The organism is Faecalibacterium prausnitzii (assembly GCF_003287405.1).
Lineage (GTDB): Bacteria > Bacillota > Clostridia > Oscillospirales > Ruminococcaceae > Faecalibacterium > Faecalibacterium intestinale.
This window is the reverse complement of record NZ_PRLD01000013.1, coordinates 25,885-49,540: the sequence shown is the minus strand read 5'-3', so window position 1 is coordinate 49,540 and position 23,656 is coordinate 25,885. Positions and strand designations below refer to the sequence as shown.

The 23,656-nt window shown below is 52.4% G+C and carries 26 protein-coding genes; 4 read left to right on the top strand and 22 right to left on the bottom strand.

Annotated features, from left to right (window positions below; genetic code table 11):
• Positions 1-69 precede the first annotated feature (69 nt).
• The 15 genes from C4N24_RS12065 to C4N24_RS11995 all read right to left on the bottom strand — a co-directional run bounded on the left by C4N24_RS12065 (position 70) and on the right by C4N24_RS11995 (position 11,805).
• On the bottom strand, positions 70-1,869 hold the full coding sequence (locus tag C4N24_RS12065; RefSeq protein WP_112091620.1) for a VirD4-like conjugal transfer protein, CD1115 family: 1,800 nt from the start codon (positions 1,867-1,869) through the stop codon (positions 70-72).
• Positions 1,866-2,324, bottom strand: a complete 459-nt coding sequence (locus C4N24_RS12060; protein WP_112091619.1) for a PcfB family protein — start codon at positions 2,322-2,324, stop codon at positions 1,866-1,868. Before C4N24_RS12060 ends, C4N24_RS12065 begins: the two co-directional genes overlap by 4 nt.
• A 29-nt stretch (positions 2,325-2,353) precedes the next feature.
• Positions 2,354-2,800 carry a DUF3846 domain-containing protein gene (locus tag C4N24_RS12055; protein ID WP_112091618.1) on the bottom strand — a complete coding sequence of 149 codons (447 nt, stop codon included), beginning with the start codon at positions 2,798-2,800 and terminating at the stop codon, positions 2,354-2,356.
• On the bottom strand, positions 2,724-2,918 hold the full coding sequence (locus C4N24_RS12050) for a hypothetical protein (RefSeq protein WP_112091617.1): 195 nt from the start codon (positions 2,916-2,918) through the stop codon (positions 2,724-2,726). The genes C4N24_RS12055 and C4N24_RS12050 overlap by 77 nt, the downstream gene beginning before the upstream one ends.
• Before the next feature lie 8 nt (positions 2,919-2,926).
• Positions 2,927-3,352, bottom strand: coding sequence for a hypothetical protein (locus tag C4N24_RS12045; protein ID WP_112091616.1), 426 nt, complete (start codon positions 3,350-3,352; stop codon positions 2,927-2,929).
• A 63-nt stretch (positions 3,353-3,415) separates the two neighbouring features.
• Entirely contained in the window at positions 3,416-4,351 is a 936-nt protein-coding gene (locus C4N24_RS12040) for a ParB/RepB/Spo0J family partition protein (protein WP_112091615.1), read from the bottom strand.
• Entirely contained in the window at positions 4,308-5,141 is an 834-nt protein-coding gene (locus C4N24_RS12035; RefSeq protein WP_181573089.1) for a ParA family protein, read from the bottom strand. The genes C4N24_RS12040 and C4N24_RS12035 overlap by 44 nt, the downstream gene beginning before the upstream one ends.
• The gene (locus tag C4N24_RS12030) at positions 5,141-6,010 is read right to left on the bottom strand and encodes a DUF6017 domain-containing protein (protein WP_112091613.1); all 870 of its coding nucleotides are present in this window, start codon (positions 6,008-6,010) and stop codon (positions 5,141-5,143) included. The genes C4N24_RS12035 and C4N24_RS12030 overlap by 1 nt, the downstream gene beginning before the upstream one ends.
• Before the next feature lie 765 nt (positions 6,011-6,775).
• Positions 6,776-6,949: a hypothetical protein gene (locus tag C4N24_RS12020; protein WP_242983266.1), complete on the bottom strand. Its 174-nt coding sequence runs from the start codon at positions 6,947-6,949 to the stop codon at positions 6,776-6,778.
• 1 nt (position 6,950) lies between these two features.
• On the bottom strand, positions 6,951-7,214 hold the full coding sequence (locus C4N24_RS15400) for a hypothetical protein (protein WP_181573090.1): 264 nt from the start codon (positions 7,212-7,214) through the stop codon (positions 6,951-6,953).
• A 97-nt stretch (positions 7,215-7,311) separates the two neighbouring features.
• Positions 7,312-7,857 carry a GNAT family N-acetyltransferase gene (locus tag C4N24_RS12015; RefSeq protein WP_112091611.1) on the bottom strand — a complete coding sequence of 182 codons (546 nt, stop codon included), beginning with the start codon at positions 7,855-7,857 and terminating at the stop codon, positions 7,312-7,314.
• A gap of 18 nt (positions 7,858-7,875) precedes the next feature.
• Entirely contained in the window at positions 7,876-8,622 is a 747-nt protein-coding gene (locus tag C4N24_RS12010) for an N-acetyltransferase (protein ID WP_112091610.1), read from the bottom strand.
• Positions 8,623-8,642: 20 nt separating this feature from the next.
• On the bottom strand, positions 8,643-9,068 hold the full coding sequence (locus tag C4N24_RS12005) for an RNHCP domain-containing protein (protein ID WP_015536987.1): 426 nt from the start codon (positions 9,066-9,068) through the stop codon (positions 8,643-8,645).
• Between the two features lie 180 nt (positions 9,069-9,248).
• Positions 9,249-9,878: a TetR/AcrR family transcriptional regulator gene (locus tag C4N24_RS12000; protein ID WP_112091609.1), complete on the bottom strand. Its 630-nt coding sequence runs from the start codon at positions 9,876-9,878 to the stop codon at positions 9,249-9,251.
• 400 nt (positions 9,879-10,278) lie between these two features.
• Positions 10,279-11,805: a tripartite tricarboxylate transporter permease gene (locus tag C4N24_RS11995; RefSeq protein ID WP_112091608.1), complete on the bottom strand. Its 1,527-nt coding sequence runs from the start codon at positions 11,803-11,805 to the stop codon at positions 10,279-10,281.
• A gap of 636 nt (positions 11,806-12,441) precedes the next feature.
• Here C4N24_RS11995 and C4N24_RS11990 point away from each other — a divergent pair.
• On the top strand, positions 12,442-13,563 hold the full coding sequence (locus C4N24_RS11990) for an AI-2E family transporter (protein WP_112091607.1): 1,122 nt from the start codon (positions 12,442-12,444) through the stop codon (positions 13,561-13,563).
• Between the two features lie 81 nt (positions 13,564-13,644).
• Here C4N24_RS11990 and C4N24_RS11985 read toward each other — a convergent pair whose 3' ends face one another.
• The 5 genes from C4N24_RS11985 to C4N24_RS11965 all read right to left on the bottom strand — a co-directional run bounded on the left by C4N24_RS11985 (position 13,645) and on the right by C4N24_RS11965 (position 19,062).
• On the bottom strand, positions 13,645-14,094 hold the full coding sequence (locus C4N24_RS11985; RefSeq protein WP_112091606.1) for a low molecular weight protein-tyrosine-phosphatase: 450 nt from the start codon (positions 14,092-14,094) through the stop codon (positions 13,645-13,647).
• A gap of 1 nt (position 14,095) precedes the next feature.
• Positions 14,096-14,485: a C-GCAxxG-C-C family protein gene (locus tag C4N24_RS11980; RefSeq protein ID WP_112091605.1), complete on the bottom strand. Its 390-nt coding sequence runs from the start codon at positions 14,483-14,485 to the stop codon at positions 14,096-14,098.
• A gap of 185 nt (positions 14,486-14,670) precedes the next feature.
• Positions 14,671-15,429 (bottom strand): hypothetical protein, encoded by a 759-nt coding sequence (locus tag C4N24_RS11975; protein WP_112091604.1) that lies wholly within the window; start codon positions 15,427-15,429, stop codon positions 14,671-14,673.
• Positions 15,430-15,443: 14 nt separating this feature from the next.
• Positions 15,444-16,133, bottom strand: coding sequence for a DUF5058 family protein (locus tag C4N24_RS11970; protein WP_242983265.1), 690 nt, complete (start codon positions 16,131-16,133; stop codon positions 15,444-15,446).
• A gap of 82 nt (positions 16,134-16,215) precedes the next feature.
• Complete coding sequence (locus C4N24_RS11965) at positions 16,216-19,062, bottom strand: hybrid sensor histidine kinase/response regulator (protein WP_112091602.1); 2,847 nt, start codon at positions 19,060-19,062, stop codon at positions 16,216-16,218.
• Between the two features lie 300 nt (positions 19,063-19,362).
• On the opposite strand from C4N24_RS11965, the gene C4N24_RS11960 reads away from it, so the two are divergent.
• On the top strand, positions 19,363-19,839 hold the full coding sequence (locus C4N24_RS11960) for an SDR family NAD(P)-dependent oxidoreductase (protein ID WP_242983269.1): 477 nt from the start codon (positions 19,363-19,365) through the stop codon (positions 19,837-19,839).
• A gap of 200 nt (positions 19,840-20,039) precedes the next feature.
• Entirely contained in the window at positions 20,040-20,447 is a 408-nt protein-coding gene (locus C4N24_RS11955) for a YbaN family protein (protein ID WP_347475229.1), read from the top strand.
• A gap of 53 nt (positions 20,448-20,500) precedes the next feature.
• Here C4N24_RS11955 and C4N24_RS11950 read toward each other — a convergent pair whose 3' ends face one another.
• Both C4N24_RS11950 and C4N24_RS11945 read right to left on the bottom strand, forming a co-directional pair.
• Positions 20,501-20,965 (bottom strand): GNAT family N-acetyltransferase, encoded by a 465-nt coding sequence (locus C4N24_RS11950; RefSeq protein ID WP_112091600.1) that lies wholly within the window; start codon positions 20,963-20,965, stop codon positions 20,501-20,503.
• Between the two features lie 58 nt (positions 20,966-21,023).
• Positions 21,024-21,920, bottom strand: a complete 897-nt coding sequence (locus C4N24_RS11945) for a LysR family transcriptional regulator (protein ID WP_112091599.1) — start codon at positions 21,918-21,920, stop codon at positions 21,024-21,026.
• A gap of 209 nt (positions 21,921-22,129) precedes the next feature.
• Here C4N24_RS11945 and C4N24_RS11940 point away from each other — a divergent pair, with 209 nt between their 5' ends.
• Positions 22,130-23,521, top strand: coding sequence for a sodium-dependent transporter (locus tag C4N24_RS11940; RefSeq protein WP_112091598.1), 1,392 nt, complete (start codon positions 22,130-22,132; stop codon positions 23,519-23,521).
• Positions 23,522-23,656: the final 135 nt, after the last annotated feature.

Below are 23,656 nucleotides of genomic sequence, written 5' to 3'. Positions count from 1 at the left end.
AGTCACCTGCCACGGGGTCTGCCCGGACAGGTGGACGAGCATACTTGTTTCGGATAATGGCCTCCTTTTCTATGCGGTTGCTTCTTTTTCGGTTGCTGGAGTTAAATCCACCTCATAGCAATCAAATTCTTCATCCATCCGCAGTTGCAATTCATGCTTCAGGTAGCGTTCCACATCGAAAGCGTTCTTCTTATCAAAGTCCGACAGTTCTTTGTACCGCTTATGCTTGGTAATGTCGAATTTGTCGCTCAGGAATGGCCGGACACCGCGCAGCTGCAGGATACACTTGCTGCCATCCATGACAGAAAGTTCGTCCCGGCTCATAAGTTCCTTGCCAGTTTTTTGGTAGGTTGTACCAAATGATGGGCTTTGGCCGCGTGTGTCAGAAGTGTTATATAGGTCGATTGTTTCTTTCCCCAGCGTTTCGGAAATTTCTTTGAGTGTCGAGCTTTCCTTGCCGCCGAGGAACAGCATGGTGTCGCAGTTTCCGATAATGGTTTCTGCGGCATCCTTGTAGATGGTTTTCAGCTGGCTCTGCGACTGCAGGATGATGGATGCCGAAATCTCGCGGCTGCGGATGGTGGCGATCAGTTTGTCAAACTTCGGGATCAGCCCGATGTTCGCAAACTCATCGAGCAGCAGCCGCACATGATACTTCAGCTGACCTCCGCATTGATCGTCTGCACGGTCACAAAGCAGATTGAAAAGCTGGGTGTACATGATGGACACCACGAAATTGAACGTATCGTCCGTGTCGGAGATGATAACGAACAAGGCCGTGCGGCGATCCCCCAGCAAATCCAGTTCCATTTCATCGTAGGCCATAAGGTCACGCAACTCCGCAATGTCAAATGGAGCCAGCCTTGCGCCACAGGAAATAAGGATGGATTTTGCCGTTTTGCCGGCAGCTAGCTTGTAAAGTTTGTACTGCCGCACGGCAAAGGATTTTGGCTTCTTCTTGCCCAGATCCTCAAACAACAGGTCTACCGGATTCTGATAAGTTTCATCGTCCTCAGACACCTGCATAGTGTTTAGCATTTCCAGCAATGTTGCGAAGTTTTGCTCCTCGACAGGGGCTTCGTAGTGGAGGTATGCGATCAGCGAAACGAGCAGAAGCCGTTCCGCTTTGTCCCAGAATGGGTCGCCGCCCTGACCTTCACCTTTGGTGTTGGTCATCAGTGCGGTCACGAGTTTCAGAACATCCTTTTCACTGTGGATGTACGCCATGGGGTTATAGCGCATACTCTTGGAAAAGTTGATGGTGTTGAAGAATTTTAGCTTGTAGCCGTGCTTTAACAGGGCTTCTCCACATTCCACGCCGATACTACCTTTCGGATCTGTAACTACGAATGATACCGGAAAATTCTTGGAATCACATTGCAGCAGATTCGGCTTGATAAAGAACCTTGTCTTACCGCTGCCGGAGCCGCCCACCACCAGCACGTTTTTATTCCGGGCATTCTTGGGGTTCGGTGGGCGGTTGCTCATCATCAGCCGTTCCGTTTTGGTTAGGATGATGTTGTCGGCGAACTTTGGTGCCATGAACGGCTCAATGTCCTTCGGAGTGCCCCACCGGGCGGAGCCGTACTCCATGCCGTGACGGTACTTCTTGGCGTTTTTACCTTTCAGATACACCGCCAGCCGCATCGCGGCACCGCAGCATAAACCCACCAGCAGATCCAGTGGATGCAGGCTGGGCAGCGGATTTGAAAATGCAACCGGGAGCGTATCCATCAGCGATACGATTTTGTCGCCAAGTTCCTTACCCGCAGCCAGCCGCCATGCCTCGCCCAGATTGGTAGCTACAAGCCCAATCACCACATAGGGCAGATAGAGCGCCAGCAGCTTGGAAAGCTTCTTTTTGCTCATAGGCCACGCTCCTCCTGCTTGTGCCGCACTTTGTCCGGCAGATTTGCAACGGACTGCGCCAGATCATGCAGCTTTGCCAGCACGGAAGGACGCTTGGTTTTATCCAGCACCGATGCCGAATATTCCTTGAAAGCTGCGTTCAAGGCATCCGTGTCCTGTGCCTTGAAGTAGACCAGATACCGGGGCGGCTTGCAGGATAGGTCTTTCTGGATGGAGTAGTCGATGTGATACCGCTTAGCATAGCGGTCAAAATCCTTGATGCCTGTTTTCTGGATCTCCACATTGGTCACGCCACGGTTCTGCCGTACCAGTCGCTTCATGGACTGCTTGCCCTGCGCAGCGTGCTTATCGTACTGCCGCAGCAGAAACTGCATCCCACGCAGCAGGGTGCGGGCAGACAGTTTTGTGGTCGAGATGGCAAGGTTGACCGTCTTATGCTCGATTTCTTCCTGCATCGTTACCACCTCCTGTGCAGAAAATCGTCTTAGCGGTCATGCTCTGCCGGGGGCTTGCTCACAGCCTTTTCTGCGTCATTCTGAACCGATTCGTCCGGCACCGGAATGACCATCAGGCGACGCCCCAGAGGGAGAAAAGCTTCGGGTTGATGGAATTCTTCTTCATACTTCTGCGCCAACTCCGGGGAGAGCGATACAAAGTCCTCCTCTCCCAGCCCCACCACCAGAAAGGTTCCGGCAATAACATCGTACATCAGCCCGTCCTCGTCCCACAGGGCACGGTTCAGCGGCAGACCCATAAGCTTGCCGTCATCGTTATAGACGATGGCAACCGGATCTTCAAAAGGGTAGCTTGCGCCGATGGAGCCGCCCACCACCTGCTGCAAAGCCTTCAGATCGTTATCGATCTCGACCAGCTGCGGATACTGCCCCGGCGCAATTTTCAGCACCGACAAGGTGTTCTCTTCCATGCGAATCCTCCTTTCCGTTCAGCCCGATTTCGCCGCTTCGTGCCGCCTGCATCAGAGCTGCCACAAAGAAGCCGAAAAAGGCACCAGCTTCAAAAAATGCGATACCGATAAAAAAGTTCAGCATGGCACACCTCACTCCATGCAGATGCAGGGCAGCTTCTGGTCATCTGCCATCAAGGTGATGCTGTGGCTTGCCAGATACTTCTGGAACAGGTAGACCTCATCAATGGTCAGAGAGATGACCCTGCCGTCCATGTTGGTACGAACCAGAATCACCGGGCCGGTCAGGTAGTGCTTGCCGCCCATCTTCAGCACCTGCGCCGGATTATAGCAGAGCAGCAGCGAGGTGTCAGGGATGTTCAGGCAGGCATCGTCCTCCTCAAAGCAGGGCAGGATACCGGGAGCCTCATCCAGTGTGATGATGGTCAACTCCATATCCGGGGCAATGGCTGCGAGATAGACCTCACCGCTGCCCCGGTTTGCCGCCAGTGCAGCGCAGATACGCACATCAATGGTGATCTCTTCGGAGCGGATGGTACGGGTAGCGTTGTTTTTCATAGGCTTTTCTCCTTTTGTTTGAAAAAGAAAAAGACCCCATCGGGTCTTTCGTTACGGTATTTGTCAGCGTTCATTCTGCCGTTGCAGTTTGCGCTGCCACTGTTCCAGCAGCTTGATGATGGTGTCCTCCATCTGTTTCGGGGTGTAGCTGCGTGGAAAGTATTTCCGCAGGGTGTCGTTTTTGATGACCACTTTGTCCAGTTCGTCCTTTTTTTCTTCGCCCATGACGGCAAAGGCAACATCATACGAGAAGTGCCCCTCCTGCGCCAGCTTTTTAAGCCGCTGCGCTTGGGAAAGGGATGGCGCATTTTGGGTGTCGTTCATCGCTTCTAAAAAATCCCGCTGTTGGCTTTCGTCCAGATAGGACAGTTCCACAGCGGGATTAAAAGCAATTTTCTTTTCGTCCACCATGTCCAGCAGTTCCGGGACAAGGTTGGTCAAACGGATATAGCGGAAAATTTGATTCTTACTAGTTCCGAGTTCTTCAGCCATCTCCTCACTAGATAGTGCACCGAAATTATTCCCAACTTGGGAATAATTATCTTGCGTAGGTCGTCCTGCCTGATGCTTCATGGCTTCCAGCTTCATCTTGTAAGCGAAAGCCCTCTCGCTTGGCAAGATGGTTTCGCGTTGAAGATTGCTGTCTACCATGAGCAAAACAGCGGCATCATCATCCATCTGACGGACGATAACAGGCAGCGCATCCAGCCCGGCAAGCTGTGCAGCGTGCTGACGGCGGTGCCCGGAGATGATCTCGTAGCCACCTTCCGGGCGTGGGCGGGCAATCAGCGGAGAAAGCACACCGTATTGTTCCACACTTTCCACCGTGCGCTGCATGGATTCATCGTCCAAGACTTTAAAGGGGTGGTTTTTGAAGGGGAACAGTTCACCGATAGGAATTTGCTGCACCTGCTCTCGCTGCTGTTCCTGCCGGGATTCTTCCGTGGAGAAAATGTCATCTGCCTCTTTCAACGACACGCTTAAGCTGCCTTTCGGCATTCGCCATCACCTCCTTCGTCAGAGAGCGGTAGGCTTCTGCCACCTTGCCTTTGGGGTCATGCTGGAAGATGCTCTTGCCCACAGCACTGATTTCCGCAGCACGGACAGACCGGGGAATGGTCTGGTCGAACACCTTGATCTTGCTACCGTAGGCACCCCGAATCAGATTATCGATTTGCTGTCCGTAGTTGGTGCGGCTGTCGGTCATGGTGAGCAGGATACCCTCGATTTTTAGCTTCGGGTTTATCTGCCGCCGGACTTTCTGTACCGTCTGCAAAAGCTGTTCCAGACCCTTTGCAGACAGGTACTGCGCCTGCACCGGAATCAGGGTGGTGTCCGCCGCTGCCAAGGCATTGACGGTCAGCATTCCAAGGGAAGGGGTGCAATCCAACAGAATAAAATCGTATTCATGCTTCGCACCTTCCAGCACCTGTTTCAGCATCTTTTCCCGGTTCATGGTGTTGACAAGAGACACTTCCAGCCCTGCCAGTTCGATGTTCGCCGGAATCAGGTCAACGCCCTCCGTATGGTGCAGGATGCCTTCACCGGGCAGAATGCTCTGGTCGTTCATGGTTTTTGCCATCAGGGTGGAAAGGGTCGTGGGCAGTTCATCGGGTTGCTGCCAGCCCATGCTAATGGTAAGTGACCCCTGTGGGTCAGCGTCCACCAACAGGACCTTTTTGCCCTCCATCGCCAGCCCGATGCCCAGATTTTCACAGGTTGTGGTCTTGCCAGTACCTCCTTTCTGGTTGACGATGGCAATCGTGGTTGCTTTCTTTGAAATTTTCATCATCTCCGATTCGCTAAGTCGTGGTTGGTTTGGTTTTGATAGGAAAGCTGCATCGTGGTGGGTGCGTTATACAGAGAAGCGAGCAGATATTGTTTCATGTTGCGGATTGGGCTGCTGTTCTCTGCAAGGCACTTCAGCACAAAGCGGATATGGTCGGCGTTCAGCTTCATAAACCGGCTGCGTACTACCTCGGCGGGCTTATCGTCCCCGGCAATGCGCAGCGTCTTGCGGTTGGTGGCGCAGGTGTCCACCAGCAAATCCACGATTTGATAGATGGTATCCTCATCGTCCGGGCAGAGCCGGAGCAGAAGGTCTACCTCCAAAGACTGTGAAAAATATTCTTCCAGTTGGGTGCGTTTGCTCATCCCATCCGATTCTTCAGAATAGGAAGGATTAGTCTCACTCATTTCAGTATAATTCTCTTTAGTCTTATTACATCGTGATTTTGCAGGGTCTTGACTTGTGGTTTTGAAGCCTCCAGAATCGTGAAAATCACGATTCTGGAATATTGATTTTGACGATTCTGCTGAAAAGTTCTTCACATACACCAAACTTGGCTTTCCCAGACCTCTGCGTTTTCGTTCAATCAAACCAAATTTTTCAAGTTCCCGGAGCAGCTTGGTCGCTTTGTTGTCTGCGCAACACAGTGCCCTCTTGACATCCTCAATCGTGAAGAGGATGAACACCCGGTTCTGCTCGTCCAGCCAGCCATTTTTCACGGACAGGCTCATGCGATCCAGCAGAATACCGTACAGTGTTTTGGCATCGGTTGACAGGCTCTGGAACCGTGACTCCTGAAACAGAGCTTTCGGAATGCGGTAGAACGAAAACAGCTCTCCGGCTTGCCCGTAGAAATAATCAAGGATCATGCTGTTTTTCAACTATCTGTTCTGAAACGAATGTGATTCTTCGTGCGTGGGTAGATTTTTTTGCAACATAAATAACAGGCATTTTGAAAACTCACCTCCAGTCTTTCAGTCGGAATATGTACGAAAAATCGACGTTATACCGTATATGTTTTGTGGCGCGTATACCGCTTGCTATATTTTGTATAAAGCAAGGCAATATTTGATGGCTTTTTTGGGCATTTGCATCTTCGTTGGGTGCGTAGCTGTTAGCACTGTTTTCGCCGATTCATGCAATAAAAAAGAAACAGCCAGAAAAAATCCAACTGTTTCTCGTCAATTTTATTGCACAGGGGATATCATCCGAATCATCCCCATACGGTGCATGATCCGCAAGAAGTATTCAGATGGTCGCCCATTCAAATCGCATCTGAAACGCATTGCTCCTGAAGTGTGACTTTTTTACATTGAAGCAAAAATAGCAATTTTTTCTCGAAAGCAATGCTCGTCCGAAAACCCGCATTACGCCTATGTTTTTTGCCATTTTCCAAAAGAAATGTTTTGTCCTTTGGGGGCTTCTTTAAGGTCCGCATGGGAGAGCGTTCGGTTCGCATCCGAGAGGTCAAGGGTTCGAATCCCTCTAGGTCCATAAAAACAAAACGTCCTGCCGTATCCCGGCAGGGCGTTTTGCTTTTTATGCTGACCTAGAGGGGATTTGAAGAAAGGCGGCCAGCCGCAGCTGGCTAGGGTTCCTGCCAGTAGGAATGTCTACCGGGGATGCCGTGTGCTTTAGCCGCCATCGTTTTTGAAATTTCGAAAGTTCAAAGCTGCCATCAGGCATCCAAACGCACCCGCCCAGAGAAGGCCAGTATAGAGCCATACTTGGAGAATGACAAAAATCACCCCTGCGATCAGCAGCAGGATGCCAGCCGTTAACAGCAGACGTACCAATAACTGCTCCATCTTAGATATCCCTTTCTGTGCGAAGATAGTGCTGCACCCGGTGGACATCCCCGGAACGAACTGCAACGTACCACAAGGACTGAGCCATTGCTCCGGTAGGCATCGGCGTATTCAGCGACACCGGAAGCAGTGCCGCCCGCACCTTGTAGGGAATCTTGTTTTCCGCCATAAAGATCCGCAAACGCTTCAGCCGCGGGGTGGAGTACAGAGTTTCAAATTCGATCCATTGCTCTTTTTCTCCAAAAATCAATCTCAAAAAATTCACAGAAAGTCCTTTCCGGTGTCAAAAAGACGCAGGGCAGCTTGTTTTCACAAGTTCTGCACTGCGTCTTTGCGTCTGGCGTCTTGATCAATGATAAAATTTATAATTCCAGCCGCATGGAGATCAGTTCCTGATATCCAGCGTTCCGAGAGCGAAAACCTTTTGGGTTTCTGCCATATTCCACAAATCCTGCCGTCTGGTACATGAAGATTGCTCTTGCGTTCTCCGCCACTACCTCCAGCTCCAACTGAGCGTATCCGGCGGCTTTAGCACATTGGATACAGGCTCCCATCAAGGCTCGCCCGATCCCCAGACCCCAATACTCTTTCAGGATACTGATGCCAAATTCAACACGATGCGCCACCTTATACTGCGGTCCAATTGCATCGATCCCGGCAGTTCCTGCCACTTTACCATCCACAAAGGCGATCAGTTCGATCTCATTCGGGCTGGTTTCTTTTTTCTCTAAGTAGCGGCTTTCCTGTTCAGCGTCAAAGTGATTTTCATCAGGATAACTCAGCAGATAATCGGTTTCTGCGTGTGCCAGATTAAAGTTTTCAAGCACGGCGCTTCCATCGGATGCCACGCCGTTTCGGATGTGGACTGCCAGTCCTTTTGGGGTTATAAGCGTTTGATCGTATTTCATTTTTTTCTCCTGAATCCTTCAATCCGCTGCGCCTGCTAATTTCAAAAATTTCTTGTCTGACTGGATGCTCTGGGTCACAAACTTCCCATCCCGGAACAATGCGTATGTTGTGACCGGTGCAGGAACATTCTGAGCCGTCTCTTTCTCGGTGATGTGGATGGCTTTGAACGGGATTCCATGTTCCTTTGCAATCTCCTGCACCTTTGGCACCCAATAATAGGTGTAGGGGCACTGGTCTGTATAGTAGAGGACAAAGCCGTTTTCCTCTACCTTGGGATGCTTGGCACAGTCTTTGAATCTTGGCGGCTGGGCACTCTCTGCAAGGGGCAGATACATGAGGTTAATGCCGCAATCGGAGACGTCCGAAACCTTGAAGCCCTTATGGGTCAAAAACTTGGGGTCAGCGAGAAACTCTCGTTTGCGCCCCTCTGCACACAGAATGCAAACGCCGTTTTTGCCCTGCGCCTTGGCATCCCGAAGGCATTCTTCCAGCAGTTCGCTGGAATAGCCGTGACCCTTCAGGGAGCCGGAGACCCACAGGCAGTTGATATAAAGCCAGCCATCGGCCTCAATGGGCACCCATGCGTTTTCTGCCGGGATGTACTCGATAAAGCACTTGCCGCGCTCTGCACTGCGGTAAAAAACCAGTCCATCCTCAAAGCGCTGCTTGAGCCATTCCTTCTTAGCAAGGCTCTGTTTGCCGGACATGGCACAGCAGATGTGTTCCTTGTCGATGTTTTCCTTGGTAACTCTGATATAGTCCATCTTGTAGTTTCTCCTACGGCTTATCGCATCCGTCCATCGCCGCCCATCAAGGCGGTCATTTCCTCAATATAGTCCAGCGGGAACGGCGGAGAGCACAGCGGCTTCATGGCAATGCTCATGAGCTTCATGGGGTTATCATCTGCCGCCACCCGGTTGGAGCTGAGCTTTCCGCAGCGTTTGCAGCGGTGGATGATGGCCCACTCGCCGCCCTTGCGTACCCAGACGGCCACCGGCTCCATGATGCCGCCGCAGTCGGAGGCACGGTCGCCGGGTTCTTCGTCCACATGAAGGCTGGACAGGCAGTTGGGGCAATGGTTGCGGTGGTCGCTGCCGGCATTTTGCGGGGTGCAGACCCGTCCGCAGACTTTGCAGGTAAAGGTATCGTTGCAGGCGTGGGTTTTATAGTAACCTTTTTCAAAGGTCTTGCGTTTATTTTCACGATTCATGGTATCGTCCTCCTGAAGAATTGTGTCTGTTCGTCTTCGGGAGGAATGACTTGTGGTATTTGCCAGACCTCCCGGTCAGTCCACAAGTCCCAGTGCAAATGTTGTATGTTTCAAAAAGCTCTCCTTTGATTTTAGCATTTGTGACATTTTTCTACTTCAATAAAAATTTTAAAAATTCCTTTATTTTTCACCTCCCTCGATGTTAAAGGTACGGAAGAACAGCTTTACATGGGCATCCAGCTTTGCAAGGCTTTCGGCTTCCCGTTCCGGCTGGCGGTCGCAGACGCCGAGCAGGGTGATGACCGGGGAAACGTACATCCATGCCAATGTATCCGGGTCCTCGTCCCGAATTTCACCACCTGCGATCAGGGAGCGGAAAATTCCTGCATGGTAAGCAATCATACGGTCCACATAGCGTTCTGAGAACAGTGCTGCAAGCTCCGGGGAGCGGAACTGCTCCAGCGTCATCATCCGGCGGAACTGACTGACCTGCTTATCATGCAAAGAATACAGAAAGATCTGCCGAACTTTGTCCGCAAGAGCCTGCTCCGGGATATGAGAAAACGTAGGGCAGTCCTGCTTTACATTCTGCACATGAATGTCGATCCTGCCCGTATCTTTTTCGTAGTGGGCAGCCGTTGATTCCACGATGGCATCAAAAATCGCCTGCTTGCTGGGGAAATGATTGTACAGCGAGGGTGCCTTGATACCGACCGCCTTTGCAATTTCGCCAACACTGACGGAATCATACCCTTTGGTCGAAAACAGTTCCAGAGATTTTTCCAGAATGCGCTGTTTGGTGTCTTCCATTTTTCTCCGCCCTTCGCTAACTAATGTTTGTTAGTTCTACTATAATCAAAAATATTCCCGTTGTCAAGAGGTTTTATCGCAGGGCAAAAAACATTGTAACGTTAAAACAACATATTGGCGATATGCAATTCCACATTGTTGCCAACGCATTAAACAGTTGAATTGCTACCATATAGGTTAAAAATTTGAATTGCTATAAAGACAACGGAAGCAAAATCGTTGCCGCTGCCTACCGGCGATCATCAGCGCTTTTTTGAAATGCCAACGGGTTTCAATGGGTACGCCGCAGTTCGCACTGCATCTGTTTTCTACAGCCGCAGCGTATAACAAAAACGCAGCCGCCCTGCAAAAACAGGACAGCTGCGCTTTTGTTATTTATCCGGCAGTGCTTGTCAGGAGGTTATGCTTTCTCCTGTGCAGTAGCGGCTGCTTTCTTGTTGATCTTGCTCTGATTATACATCGAGAACACGATGACCAGAATGGCCACAGCGGCAAAGACCATGGCGATGGGAGAGGTGGTGATGGCAAAGAAGTTGCCGCGCTGGATGTTCATGTAGCGGACGAAGTTCTTTTCGCACATGGGTCCCAGAATGAGAGCCAGCAGAATGGGCGAAAGCGGGAACTCGTACTTATTCATCAGCCAGCCAATGATGCCGAAGGCTACGCAAACGCCCACATCAAAGGCATTTTTGTTGATGGAGAAGGCACCCAGCAGAGAGATGACCAGAATGATGGGGTACAGCATCTTTTTCTCCACCGAAACGATCTTGGCAAAGAAGCGGACGCCCAGACAGCCTACAGCCAGCATACAGAGGTTTGCCAGCATCAGAGCCGCAAACACGCGGTAAACGGTGGGCAGCTCAGTGACATACATCATGGGGCCCGGGGTGATGCCCTTCATGATAAAGGCACCCAGCAGGATCGCGGTGACGGAGTCGCCGGGAACGCCCAGAGACAGCAGCGGGATCATAGCACCGCCGGAGCAGCCGTTGTTGGCAGACTCGGTAGCAGCAACGCCGTTGGGGATACCAGTGCCGTACAGCTCCGGGTGCTTGCTGGCAGACTTGCTGGCGCCGTAGGAGACGAACACCGCAATATCACCGCCTGCACCGGGGATAGCACCGATGAAGGTGCCGATAAGGCCGCCGGAAAGGATGTTGGGCCAGATCTGACGGATGGTTTTGAGATCCGGCAGCACATTGGTGATCTTTTCCTTCGACTTCTGCTCCTGCTCCTCGCCGCGGATGATGCGCTCCACGCCGGCGATGACCTCGGAGACGGCGAACAGACCGATCAGCGTGGGGATGAACTGGAAGCCGTCCAGCAGGCCGGTCTGCTTGGTGGTGATAAAGCGCGGGATGCCATTGGTGGGATCCAGACCTACGGTGCACAGCAGCATACCAAAGAAGGCGCTGATCAGACCCTTTGCCACCGATTTGCCGGAGATGGCAACGATGACGGACAGACCAAAGACAGCCAGCATGAACATTTCGCCAGGGCCAAAGTTCATGGCCATATCAGCCACCAGCGGAGAGAGGAAGGTCATGACCAGAGCACCGATGACGCCGCCGCAGAAGGAAGCGAACATTGCAACGGACAGAGCCTTGCCGGCCTGTCCCTTCTTGCACATGGGGTAACCGTCCAGCAGGGTGGCGGCAGCAGCCGGGGTGCCGGGGGCATGGATCAGGATGGCAGAGATAGAGCCGCCGTACATACCGCCGCAGTAGATGCCCAGCAGCAGGCCGATGGACGGGATCAGATCCATACCAAAAGAGAACGGAATGAGCAGCGCCACGCCCATGGTGGCGGTCATGCCCGGGATCGCGCCCAGCAGAACGCCGCCCAAAGCTCCGATAAAGGTCATAAGGATGACCTCAGGGTTGGACCAGACAGCAGCGTAGCTGGAAAGAAGCAGATTAAAATCCATAGCTGTGCTCCCTCCTTAGATCATGTCCACCAGGGTGCGCAGGAAATTCAGCGGCCCCAGCGGGATATTGACGGTAAGCACCTTTTTGTACAATCTGTCCCTATCATTTATTTTGGGGAGCTTTTGTCCACGCCGCCGTTCAGGCTGTTCCCCTGCCGAAAAAAGCCGATTTTTATGCATCTGCAGCACAGGCACAGCAGTCCCCGTACCTTTCCGCAGCCTGCTTTTCAGTCCTTTTATTTCCCCTTTTTACGGTACCGCGGCTTTTTGCAGCAGTTTGCATTTTTTCACGCAAACGCCCCAAAGCTGCATATCCAAAATACGCAGTTTTGGAGGCGGAGCTTTAAAAAAATTCGCGCTGCTCCGGCAGCAATATCGTCAAAAACAGTACCGCAGCTATATTTTCCTCCCAAGAGAGCGGAATGGTACTGTCATAAAGCTGCGCAGCCATTTTGCATCGTCTTGACAAGCCTGTTTCTTCTGATTACAATACTATAAATACACAAGCAGCATCCGCAAACTGCATCTCACAAGTATGCCGTTCTGACAGGCACTATTTTTAAAAAATACGATAAAAAGTCCGCAGACGGTCTTTTTGCAGCCTGCTGCCACAAACCTCCGGGAAAGGATCTTTGCATGGAACCAAAAACAAAACAGTATCTGCTTGTTACCGTTGTAGGGGTAACGCTTTTTGTAGCGCTGCTGCGGCTCTCTGCCGTTCTGGCCTTTGCCGCAAAGCTCATAGATCTGGTGCTGCCCATTCTGGCGGGCGGTATTCTGGCGCTTTTCATCAATGTGCCCATGACCGGGCTGGAAAAGCGGCTGAAAAGCCTGTTCCGCAAGGCGAAAAAGCAGCCCTCGGCTAAAGCCATCCATCTTCTCAGCTTTTTCATCACCCTGCTGGGTGTTGCTCTGGTGCTGGTGCTGGCTTTGACCCTGCTGATCCCGGAGCTGGTACAGTCCTTCCACAGCCTTTATGTGCAGATCGAAGCCAACATCCCCCGCTGGACCGCCTATCTCAGCGCACAGAATACCGACATGGGCTGGCTGATGAGCTGGCTGGAAGGCATCAACTGGGAACAGCTGCTGCACAAGATCACCGCAGGCATCGACACTGTGCTGGTCAATGCAGTAGGGGCAGTATCCGCCACGGTGAATATCGTGGTGACTGCCTCGTTTGCGCTGATCATCTCCATCTATATGTCCCTTGGGACGGAGAGCCTTGGCCATCACGCCCGCACACTGGTGTGTGCCTACCTGAAGCCCGACCACGCCGCCGGAGTCCTGAAATTCTGCCGGCTGTTCCGTCAATCCTTCGCAAGCTTTCTGACAGGACAATGCAGCGAAGCGGTGATCCTTGGCGTTCTGATGGCTCTCGCGTTTTCCATTTTCAGGATTCCCTACGGCAGTCTGGTGGGGGTGCTAACCGCCATCTGCGCCATCATCCCCTATGTGGGTGCACTGATCTCCTGCGTAGTCAGCGTGTTCCTTGTGCTGCTGGTTGACCCTGTGCTGGCCGTGCGCTGCCTTATCGTGTATCTTGCCGTACAGTTTATTGAAAACCAGTTCATCTATCCCCGTGTGGTGGGAAAGTCCGTAGGGCTTTCCCCGCTTTACACCCTTGTTGCCGCCATGATCGGCGGAGAGCTCTTTGGCATCATCGGCATCATCTTCTTTATCCCCCTGACGGCGGTGGTCATTGAGCTTGTGAAAGAGGACGCCTGCCGGCGTCTGCGCACAAAAGAAACACCGCAATAAAACAGCGCCCCGGAGAGCGATAAAAAAACTCTCCGGGGCGCTGTTTTTTCTTTAAGGCGATCTTTCTGAAAGTACTTTCTTTTATCGCAGCTCTTCCAGCAAGGCGGTGCAGCCTTCCAGCACATCCTGCCATGTGGCTTCAAAGTCTCCGGTGTACCACGGGTCTGCCACGTCGCCGGGGCGGCAGGTGTGGTCCATCAGCAATGACACCTTGTGCTCCGGGTCGCTGCCCACAAACCGCTCCATGTTCCGCAGGTTGTTGTGATCCATGGCAATGAGATAGTCGTAGGTCTCATAGTCCCGCCGGGTCATCTGCCGGGCGGTCTTGCCTGCACAGGAGATGCCGTGCTCTGCCAGCTTGCGCCGGGCAGGTGGATAGACCGGGTTGCCGATCTCCTCGGTGCTTGTGGCCGCCGAAGCGATTTCAAACTGCGCGGAAAGCCCGGCCTTTTCCACTAAATCCTTCATCACAAATTCTGCCATAGGGCTGCGGCAGATATTGCCGTGGCAGACAAACAGCACCTTCTTCATTTTACTCTCCCAGCACCTCGCCCAGTGCCAGCACGGCGTTACGGACGCACTCCGGGCAGGGGCAGAGCGGTGCGCCGGTCTCCACACCCTTCAGGTCTTTACAAATGGTAGCGCCGCACTTTTCCTGAAAGCTTTGCAGCAATTCCTTGGAGATACGGGGCGTGCCCTTGCCGTTGGTGACGACGCCTGCCACCATCACTGCGCCGATCAATGCGCCGCAGGTGCTTTCCATGCAGCCCATACCGGCGGCATAGCCTGCGCCCAGCTTCATCAGGGTGTCGGTGTCCACCGGCAGCTTGTCCTCGAATGCTTTCAGCACTGCCTGTGCGCAGTTGCACTGTCCGGCTGCTTTCCATGCGGCAGCCTGTGCCGCCCGTTCTTCGATGTTCATTTTACAGTCCTCGTCTTTCATTGATCCGTTCCGGTTCACTGCCTTCAGTATACCATGCTTTTTCCCCGCAGAAAAGTCTCTGCACGCAAAACGGACTTCTGCAGGCGTCCAAACACGCGCAGAAGTCCGTTCGTTTGTTAAAGTATAGTCATCCGCCGACTTTTTTCGTCAGGAGACTTTTTAGCTTATTTTTCCTTTTGCTCCTTGTCCACCACTTGGATCTTGCCCTTTTTCCACAGCACATAGGAGGTCAGGATGCCGATGGGCAGCATCACGATGATAAAGATGCCCACAAGCCCGCCCAGCACGGAGCCGTAGCCTGCAAGGCGTGCGGCGAGGGAGAGCACCGTCATGATGATCAGCACCGGCAGCACGCCCTTGATGCCGCCTTTGACCACCTTGCTGCCGCTGGACGAGCTGGCGAACAGACCCAGCGCCATGGAGCCGAACAAAGCCGGCAGCAGGTAGCCGGAAGCAGTTTTGACGGCGGGCAGCTCGAACACCGGGCTGATGAAGGAGGCACACACCGCTGCCAGCGTCAGGATGGCAACGGTCATCAGGGAAGAGACCGCAACAGCCACCGAAGCAATGGCCTCACCCTCCGGGGTGTTGGGCTGCTTTTTGGTCAGGTTCATGGCGTTTGCCGCCACCGGAAGCTTCAGGTTCATGATGTTGCCGGTGATGAACGCCAGATACGCCGAGCAGCCCAGAATGGGGGTGTAGCTCAGTGCTTCTGAAAAGCCCACCGGGATGTAGATGAGCAGGATGGAGAAGGTGTTCACGTTGAACACCTCGCCCAGAGACGGGATGCTGTCATAGGCAGCCAGCACCACAAAGGGCAGCGCCACCATGTAAATAAGGACGATCAGGGTGCCCACGCGTCCCCAGCGGTGCGCCCAGCTCTGGAAGGAGTCCATTTTGGTTTCAGTCTTTGCTTTACTCATGTCCGTTTCCCTCCTTAACCGAAGATCCGTACCCATGCCAGCGACGAGACAAGGCCGCCCAGCATGGAAAATGCCATCACAAAGTTATTGAGCCATGCAAGACCCGGGCGCTTTGCCAGCACACCCACACCAATGGCGATCACAAGACCGGTGATCATAACGGCAGCCTGCACATTATCGGTGAACAGCAGGATGGGGATGTACACCGAGAACATCACCAGCATAAACACACCGGACAGCACGTTTTTCCAAGTGCTGCCGCCGCTTTCGGCTGCAGAGCGGTCCACGCTTTTGCACAGCTTTTTGCCAAAGGGCAGCAGGATCAGAAAGCCGCTCAGCATACCCACGCTCATCAGGATCATCACCACGCCAAACTGCCGTCCGGTGGCGCTTTCCAGCATTTCTGCAGAGGATGCGTAGCCCAGCACCTGCGCAATGGAGCTGGAGATCATGGTTTCATACGAGAGCGAGCCGATGACCGACAGCCGCCACCAAGCCCACACGCTGCCCAGCACCGCAATGAGCACGAACAGGCCCACCACGATGGAAAGGCTGGGCACAACGGAAAAAATAAGGCTGGATTTGATCACGTTGCTCAGTTCCTTGCGTGTGATGCCCAGCTCCAGACAGTGGTCGTAGGCCTTTTTGAGATAGACCAGCGAGAATGCGGAAATATACAAAAGACCGCCGAGGATGTCTCCCAAAACGGGAAGCATCCTCGGCGGTATTCGTTTAGCGAGTGTATTGCGGTCTGCAAGCATCCTTATGCAAAGCTTTCTGTCCGCATCAAAGATATTTCTGGATGGTCGGCACAAGGATGTTTATATTGATCGGCTTTGCAACATGGTCGTTCATCCCGGCATCCAGCGCCGCCTGTTTATCTTCGGAGAAGGCATTTGCAGTCATAGCGATGATGGGGATGTCTGCCTTTTGGGGGCCGTCCATCTGCCGTATCTTTTTTGCCGCATCGTAGCCGTTCATCACCGGCATCTGGATATCCATAAGGATCAGCCGGTAAGTTCCGTTCGCAGCCTTTTCCAGCATATCCACGCATTCCACGCCATCTTTTGCGCGGTCTACCGTGCAGCCCTCTTCCTGCAGCAGTTCGGTGGCGATCTCTGCATTCAGGTCGTTGTCCTCGGTCAGCAGGATCTTTACACCGCACAGGCTCTTTTCGTCCGAAGGAGTGGTCTCTCGTTTCGCCTGTGTTTCCTCCTGCGAGGCAATGCGGCTGGGAATGGTGACAGTAAATGTGGAGCCCACACCGATCTTGCTCTCCACTTCCACGGTGCCGCTCATCAACCCGACCAGCTTTTTCACGATGCCCATTCCGATGCCGCTGCCCTCCACCTTGCTGACGGTGGAGGTGCGCTCTCGTTCAAAGGGCTCAAAGATATGCTTCTGGAACTCCTGCGACATTCCGATGCCGTTATCGGCAACCGTGATCACCGTATTGCACCAGCCCTCTTTTTCGCCGGGCTTCTGCGTGATATCACAGCAGATCGTGCCGCAGGCACCGGTGTATTTGACCGCGTTGCTGACAAGGTTCGTGCACACCTCGGTCAGGTGCGGGATATCCGCATAGACATACGGATACAGCAGCTGTGTCGTCACCATAAGCGTCTGCCCCTTGCTGTCTGCCTGATTCTGGAATATCGCAATGCAGTTGCGGAAATCTTTTTCGATATCCGAAACAGAATATTCGATCTCCGTTTTGTCGTTTTCAATGCGGGCAAGATCCAGCACATTGTTCAGCAGCATCAGCAGGTTCTGTCCGCATACCTGAATATTCTCCATGTATTTTTCCAGCTTTGCAGGGTCGTCCAGATGCCGGGAGGCAAGGTCTGCATAGCCGATAATGGCGTTCATGGGGGTGCGGATATCATGGGACATATTGAACAGGAAGGTGGATTTGGCGCGGTTCGCGCTCTCTGCTTTTTCCACAGCGACCTGCAGTTTTGCATTCAGTTCCTGCGTATCGTTTGCGGCTTTCCTTGCAGCAGCTTCGGCTTTACGCGCCTTCTGGAGCAGCATCAAAATCGTGAGCAGAACAACTGCAACAGCAATGCTGCTGATCAGCATAACCATAAAGAAGTTATCCTTTATAAAATCGCTCAGGGTAACCTTCCGCGCGGAGCTCTTATACATCGCAAGCGCGCCGGCAAGCATATTAACAGGCATTGCCTTGATCGTTTTGTTCAGGATGGACAACAGGCTGCGGTTTCCGCTATTGACCGCAAAGCAGGATCTTACAGGGTTTACCAGCGGAACGCTGTAAAAGCTGTATTTCTTGCTGTATTTATTCTCACTGCTGATCCCGGTAACAAAGCAATCCGCCTGTCCGTCTTTGACCAGCTTTGCGGCATCCTCCTGTGTATCGCAGTCCACGATCTCCCACTGCGGATAATAAAACGCAAGGTACTTTTTCAGGGAGAGTTTGTTTTGGGGAACGGCAATGCGGTTTACATTGTTTTCGTTAAAGTACTGTTTGTTCGTGACCGCCATCAGGTTGAAGGTCCACGTTGTGTTGGTACGGGCAATGTGATACTCTTCCGCCAGATTGGGGTTCTGGTCGCAATGGAAGATCATGTCGATCTCGCCCGATTTCAGCGCATCCAGTTCTGCTTCCTTGCTGTCATAGCCGACCAGATGGAATTCCAGTTCCTGATTGCCCAGACAATCTGCTGCAAACAGAATATAATCCGTGATTGCCCCGGTAAGCTTCCCGGTGGCAGGGTCAAAGGTGCTGACGCCGCTGTCGCTCGTCAGAAAGCCCATCCTGATCGCGCCATGCTCTGTGAGCCACGCCTTTTCCTCCCCCGTAAGGATGGGCGTATAATCCATTGAGAAATATCTTTTGTACAGATCTGCCGTATAAAAAGGAGCCTCGTCCTCCACCGCGCGCATCGCACTGTCCAGTTCTTCCTTGAGATCAGGCCGGTTTTTGTTGATCGCATAGTAGATGCCGGATTCTCCCACACGGGTTATGGTCGAGATGCCACGCTCTGCCCAGAAGGATTCTTCCAGCGAAACAAAGCAGTCGATCTCGTGGTTTGCCAGTTTTTGCTTTACATCCTCGTTGTTGGAGACGTTGACGTGTTCCGTTTTCAGGCCGTATTTTTCTTCCCATTCGGTCAGCATCACTTCCGGTTCCGTTCCCATCAGAACGCCGATTTTTTTGCCGTTCAGCGTTTTGAAATCGGAGGCGGAGATGTCTGCGCGTGAGAGATCGGCGTAGAGGTAATATTTTTCCACTCCCATCGGCTCGTCTGAAAACAGCATCTCCCCGGCGCGGTCCTCCGTATAGGAAATATCGCCCATGATGTCGATCTCGCCGTTTTCGAGCTTTTCAAAGCAGTCTGACCAGTCGCAGGTCACATACTCGAACTGCCAGCCCGTATAGCCGGATAAGGTCTCCAGCAATTCGTAGCCGTAGCCTTTTCTTGCGCCTTTCTCGTTGACATAGTTGAAAGTATCCTCAAACGAGCCGACACTGACGACCTTTGCAGGGGCAGTCTCTGCGGCAGCTTTCACAGGGAGCACGGCTGACAGCAACAGCAGCAGGCTCAGCATCACACAGGCGCTTTTCCGCATCAAGGTCTGCATGGTTTCGCTCATTCCAGAGTTTTTCATTTTATCCAATCTTTCTCCGCCCCAGACGGTCTCATTCCGGCTTTATTTTCACTTCACCGATTTCAGGAAAGTGCTTGCAATATCATTCTCGTTCTGCTGTCAGCAGCTTTTTTGAATATATACCATTACCATTATATAGTAACATTATAACAAAAGCGTTTCAAGAATTTTTTCGTAAAGAGCACTTATTTTTACGACACGCGTTTATCCCTTACCGGCAAAAAGCCGTTCCCTCAAAAATACTGCGATGACGATAAAAAAGCGAGCAGCCTTTTTCAGGTCGCCCGCTTATGGAAAGCTATCTGTTATAAAGCAGTTCTCCCCTTCCTGCGCCGTCAGGGGAAGGGGCATATTGTGAACATCAGCTCTGTTGCCGCCGTAGCGCACATTCCATTCCAGACCTTCTACTCTGCAAGCAAAGCTGCCGTTTCTTCTTACTCTTACGCTCTGGCAAACGAAGTCAAGCCCTATGGCATCCATGTTACCGTTGTAGAGTTGGGAGACATCTGCACCGGATTTACAAAAGCACGCCAGAAAAGTATTCTCGGCGATGATGAATATGGCGGACGCATCTCCCGGAGCGTCAGTCAGATGGAGCACGACGAGCAAAACGGCATGGACCCGGCAGACATCGGACGGTACATTGCCGGCATTGTGGAGAAAAAGAAACCCGCCGTCGTTTATGTTGCCGGTGCACAGTATAAATTCCTGAGCCTGCTGTGCAAGCTTCTGCCCGCTGCTGCGCGCGGAAAGATCGTAGGGAAAATATACGGGTAACAGGCGCAGCGCTCCGCAAAGTATATCTTGACAAAGTTTCCAGAATATCGTATTATCTCCCCAGAAAAGTCGCCAACGGGCGGTTTTTCATAAGACAGGAAGTTAGTTATCACTAACATTTAAGATCTTCGTTTTGAAACTGTGACGGAGACGCTCGCTTTGCACTGCCGTTCAGCAACACAAAAAATCAACAGGAGAAGATGATGAAAAAACTCTTAAAAGCATTCTGGATCGTACTGGGCTTTCTTTGCATGGTTCTGGGCACCGTAGGGATCGTGCTCCCCATTCTGCCCACCGTCCCCTTCTACATGGCAACCCTGCTCTGCTTTGCGAAAAGCTCCCAAAAACTGCACGATTGGTTCGTAGGTACGAACTTATATAAAAAACATCTGGACAGCTTCGTTCAGAAAAAAGCCATGACCGCCGGAACAAAATGCAAGATCATCGCAATGGTCACCGCTGTTATGGCCATCGGCTTTCTTTGCATGAAAAATGCGCCCATCGGCAGGGTCTGCATTGCCGTGGTGTGGGTCTGCCATTTGTTGTACTTCACCCTGCGGGTCAAGACCATAAAGCCTGCGGAACAGAAACCGGAGAACGCAGAGTAATTGCCTTCCACTGGGGCATTCATGTTCCGCTTCGCTCTACAAACGCGAAGTTATCACTCTGGCAATTCCATTTCATCATTCATTTTTACAAATCCATACTTTTCATACAATGGTCGTCCCATCTCAGTTGCTTCTAATGAAATAGCTGTAATACCCTTGCTTTTAGTATCTCTAATCAGCATATCTAATGTTTTATAAGCAATTCCCAGTCTTCGATATTCAGGATCAGTATACATATTCATGATATAAGCCTTGTTTCCATTTGGATTGTGGTAAGTCGGCATTACTTGAAAAAAACTAACACCACCAGCCCCTACAAAACGATTTCCGTCAAAAACCAAATATGCAATATGAGAGCCGTCACAAAGCGCTTTTTGATAATAATTATAGGATCGTCTTTCAACTTCGCTCATATCCGTATCAGCAGAAAGTTTATTAGCCGCTCTTAACACCTCTATTCTCGTTTTTGTCAATATATCGATATCTTCAAGCGTTGCTCTCTTATATTTTAAATTCATATCGTGTTCTCTCCCGCAATTCCTAGTTTTCCCACTCAGTATATCACGCTTTTCGTTCTTATTTTATCTGCGGTGTATCCTTTCGCTGCCGGGTGGATCTCAGATATTCCAGCAGCGTCTGGCTCACCACCGAGCTTGCCGTCTTGGAAAACGCCAGCCCCAGCGTCCGGCAGCAGGCAGGCTCCAGCGGGCGGGACACCACACCGGGGCAGCCGAATGCCTGCATCACCAGCTCCTGCGAGATGGTCACGCCCAGCCCGCTGCGCACGAAGGCCATGATGAGGGTATCGTCCCGGAAGCTGTATGCAATATTCGGCTTCACCGGGCACTTGAGCATCAGGTGCTGGATATCGTTGTCGCAGCCGGGGGTTTCGATGATAAGCGGAGTCTGAAACAGCTGCGGCAGGGTCACACTGGGCTGTGCAGCCAGCGGATGCCCCTCCGGGAACACAGCACACAGCGGGTCATCCCAGAGCGGGTAGAATTTCAGGTCGTCTGCCACAATGGACGAGAGAAAACCGCAGTCCACCTGTCCACGGATGATCCATTCCCGGATCTCATCATAGTTGCCGTCCAGAATTTCGATCTTCACCTTCGGGTAATGCTCCTTGAAATAGTGCACGACTTCCGGCATCCAAAGGGTGGTGATGCTGGAAATGCTGCCCACCCGCAGTTTGCCCTCCACCTTGTGGTTGATGTTGAACGCCGCCTGCCGCAGCCGGGTCTTCTGGTTTGCCAGTTCCCGGATGTAGGGCAAAAGACGTGTTCCGTTATCGGTCAGGGTCACGCCCCGGTTGATGCGGGCGAACAGCTGCACCCCCAGTTCTTCTTCCAGCCCCGCCATCATCTGGCTGATGCCGGATTGGGTATAGTTCAGTGCCTCCGCTGCTTTGGAAAAACTGCCCGTTTCGCATACCTTCAAAAATATCTCGTATCGGTCTTTCTGTTCCCGCATCGCAAATGCTCCATAAGTAAAATTTATAGGTCGTAGTAATTTTATTGTGTTTACTGATATGATACTTCATGTTATCCTATATTACAATAGTTCGTCGCAAGATAAACAAGATGCCTGCTCCAAGCAGCATCTTTTGCGACACGCAATCCAGCCGTTGTTGCCAACGAATCAAAATGCTGGATTGCAGTTAGGATAGGAGTTTGAGAATCATGGAAAAGAAAGCAAGCAATTTCTCCGGACAAATCGGATTTGTCCTTGCTGCCGCCGGAAGTGCGGTGGGTGTCGGCAACCTGTGGCGGTTTCCGTACCTTGCCGCAAAGGATGGCGGCGGTTTGTTTTTGCTGGTGTATCTGGTGCTGGTGCTGACCTTTGGCTTCACCCTGCTCACCTCGGATATCGCCATCGGACGCCGCACCAAGCAGAGTGCCATCCGCGCCTACGAGACCATGCGCCCCAAGTGGAAATTTCTCGGCATCCTCACCTTTCTGGTGCCGGTTCTGATCATGACCTACTACGCCGTCATCGGCGGGTGGATCACGAAATATGCGGTGGTCTACCTCACCGGGCAGTCTGCTGCCGCTGCCGAGGACGGCTATTTCACCAGCTTTATCACCTCGCCGGTGTCGCCCGTGGTGTTCGCTCTGCTGTTCATGGGCGTGACGGCTTTCATCGTGTACAACGGCGTGGAGGGCGGCATTGAGCGGGTGTCCCGCTATATGATGCCCATTTTGCTGGTGCTGGTGGTCGTGATCGCGGGCTACGCCCTCACCCTGCGCCACGAGGACGCCTCCGGGCAGATGCGCACCGGTCTGGAAGGTCTGCGCTACTACCTGACCCCGCATATGGAAGGGCTGACCGTCAGCCGCTTTTTGCAGATTTTGCTGGACGCCATGAGCCAGCTGTTCTTCTCTCTCAGCGTGTCCATGGGTATTATGATCACCTACGGTTCCTACGTCAAACCGGACGTAGACCTGAACAAGGCGGTGAATCAGATCGAGATTTTTGATACCGGCGTGGCTCTGCTGGCCGGTGCTATGATCATCCCCGCCGTGTATGTGTTCTCCGGCACCGAGGGCATGAGCGCAGGCCCCAGCCTGATGTTCGTCTCTCTGCCCAAGGTGTTTGCCGCCATGGGCAAGGCCGGTACTTTCGTGGGCATCCTGTTCTTCGTCACCGCTATTTTTGCCACCCTGACCTCCTGCATCTCGGTGCTGGAATCCATCACCGCCAACTGCATGGAGATCTTCCACTCGGGCCGCAAAAAGACGGTGCTTGTGCTGGCGGTCATTTATCTGGCCGCTTCCGCCATCATTGCGCTGGGTTACAGCATTTTCTATTTTGAGGTACAGCTGCCCAACGGCTCTGCGGCTCAGCTGCTGGATATCATGGACTACGTCAGCAACAGCGTCATGATGCCTTTCATTGCCCTGCTGTCCACCATCCTGATCGGCTGGGTCATGACGCCGGATTATGTCATTGACGAGATGCAGCGGGGCGGCGAGACCTTCCGCCGCAAGAAGCTCTACCGGGTGATGATCCGCTATGTTACCCCGGTGATGATGCTGGTGCTGTTTTTGCAGTCCACCGGGATCCTTGCTTAAAAGGCTACTCTTCCATGTATCAGGACGTAAACTTCTGTATTCCCACGGAAATTGACGCCATTGAGGGTGCGTATAAGTATCGGAAAGACTAAGTATACCAATTTTAGCGGATGGTTCTGCGGAGCCATCCGTTTT

Bases quoted from the DNA above. Each gene is read 5' to 3' on its own strand.
- C4N24_RS11995 (WP_112091608.1), bottom strand. From the start codon at position 11,805: ATGGATTTTAATCTGCTTCTTTCCAGCTACGCTGCTGTCTGGTCCAAC.
- C4N24_RS12020 (WP_242983266.1), bottom strand. From the start codon at position 6,949: ATGGAGCAGTTATTGGTACGTCTGCTGTTAACGGCTGGCATCCTGCTG.
- C4N24_RS11985 (WP_112091606.1), bottom strand. From the start codon at position 14,094: ATGAAGAAGGTGCTGTTTGTCTGCCACGGCAATATCTGCCGCAGCCCT.
- C4N24_RS12050 (WP_112091617.1), bottom strand. From the start codon at position 2,918: ATGCTGAACTTTTTTATCGGTATCGCATTTTTTGAAGCTGGTGCCTTT.
- C4N24_RS11980 (WP_112091605.1), bottom strand. From the start codon at position 14,485: ATGAACATCGAAGAACGGGCGGCACAGGCTGCCGCATGGAAAGCAGCC.
- C4N24_RS12000 (WP_112091609.1), bottom strand. From the start codon at position 9,878: ATGGAAGACACCAAACAGCGCATTCTGGAAAAATCTCTGGAACTGTTT.
- C4N24_RS12015 (WP_112091611.1), bottom strand. From the start codon at position 7,857: ATGAAATACGATCAAACGCTTATAACCCCAAAAGGACTGGCAGTCCAC.
- C4N24_RS11965 (WP_112091602.1), bottom strand. From the start codon at position 19,062: ATGAAAAACTCTGGAATGAGCGAAACCATGCAGACCTTGATGCGGAAA.
- C4N24_RS12010 (WP_112091610.1), bottom strand. From the start codon at position 8,622: ATGGACTATATCAGAGTTACCAAGGAAAACATCGACAAGGAACACATC.
- C4N24_RS12035 (WP_181573089.1), bottom strand. From the start codon at position 5,141: ATGAAAATTTCAAAGAAAGCAACCACGATTGCCATCGTCAACCAGAAA.
- C4N24_RS11955 (WP_347475229.1), top strand. From the start codon at position 20,040: ATGATGAAAAAACTCTTAAAAGCATTCTGGATCGTACTGGGCTTTCTT.
- C4N24_RS12065 (WP_112091620.1), bottom strand. From the start codon at position 1,869: ATGAGCAAAAAGAAGCTTTCCAAGCTGCTGGCGCTCTATCTGCCCTAT.
- C4N24_RS12030 (WP_112091613.1), bottom strand. From the start codon at position 6,010: ATGATCCTTGATTATTTCTACGGGCAAGCCGGAGAGCTGTTTTCGTTC.
- C4N24_RS11950 (WP_112091600.1), bottom strand. From the start codon at position 20,965: ATGAATTTAAAATATAAGAGAGCAACGCTTGAAGATATCGATATATTG.
- C4N24_RS11945 (WP_112091599.1), bottom strand. From the start codon at position 21,920: ATGCGGGAACAGAAAGACCGATACGAGATATTTTTGAAGGTATGCGAA.
- C4N24_RS11940 (WP_112091598.1), top strand. From the start codon at position 22,130: ATGGAAAAGAAAGCAAGCAATTTCTCCGGACAAATCGGATTTGTCCTT.
- C4N24_RS12005 (WP_015536987.1), bottom strand. From the start codon at position 9,068: ATGAATCGTGAAAATAAACGCAAGACCTTTGAAAAAGGTTACTATAAA.
- C4N24_RS11990 (WP_112091607.1), top strand. From the start codon at position 12,442: ATGGAACCAAAAACAAAACAGTATCTGCTTGTTACCGTTGTAGGGGTA.
- C4N24_RS11975 (WP_112091604.1), bottom strand. From the start codon at position 15,429: ATGAGTAAAGCAAAGACTGAAACCAAAATGGACTCCTTCCAGAGCTGG.
- C4N24_RS12045 (WP_112091616.1), bottom strand. From the start codon at position 3,352: ATGAAAAACAACGCTACCCGTACCATCCGCTCCGAAGAGATCACCATT.
- C4N24_RS12040 (WP_112091615.1), bottom strand. From the start codon at position 4,351: ATGCCGAAAGGCAGCTTAAGCGTGTCGTTGAAAGAGGCAGATGACATT.
- C4N24_RS12060 (WP_112091619.1), bottom strand. From the start codon at position 2,324: ATGCAGGAAGAAATCGAGCATAAGACGGTCAACCTTGCCATCTCGACC.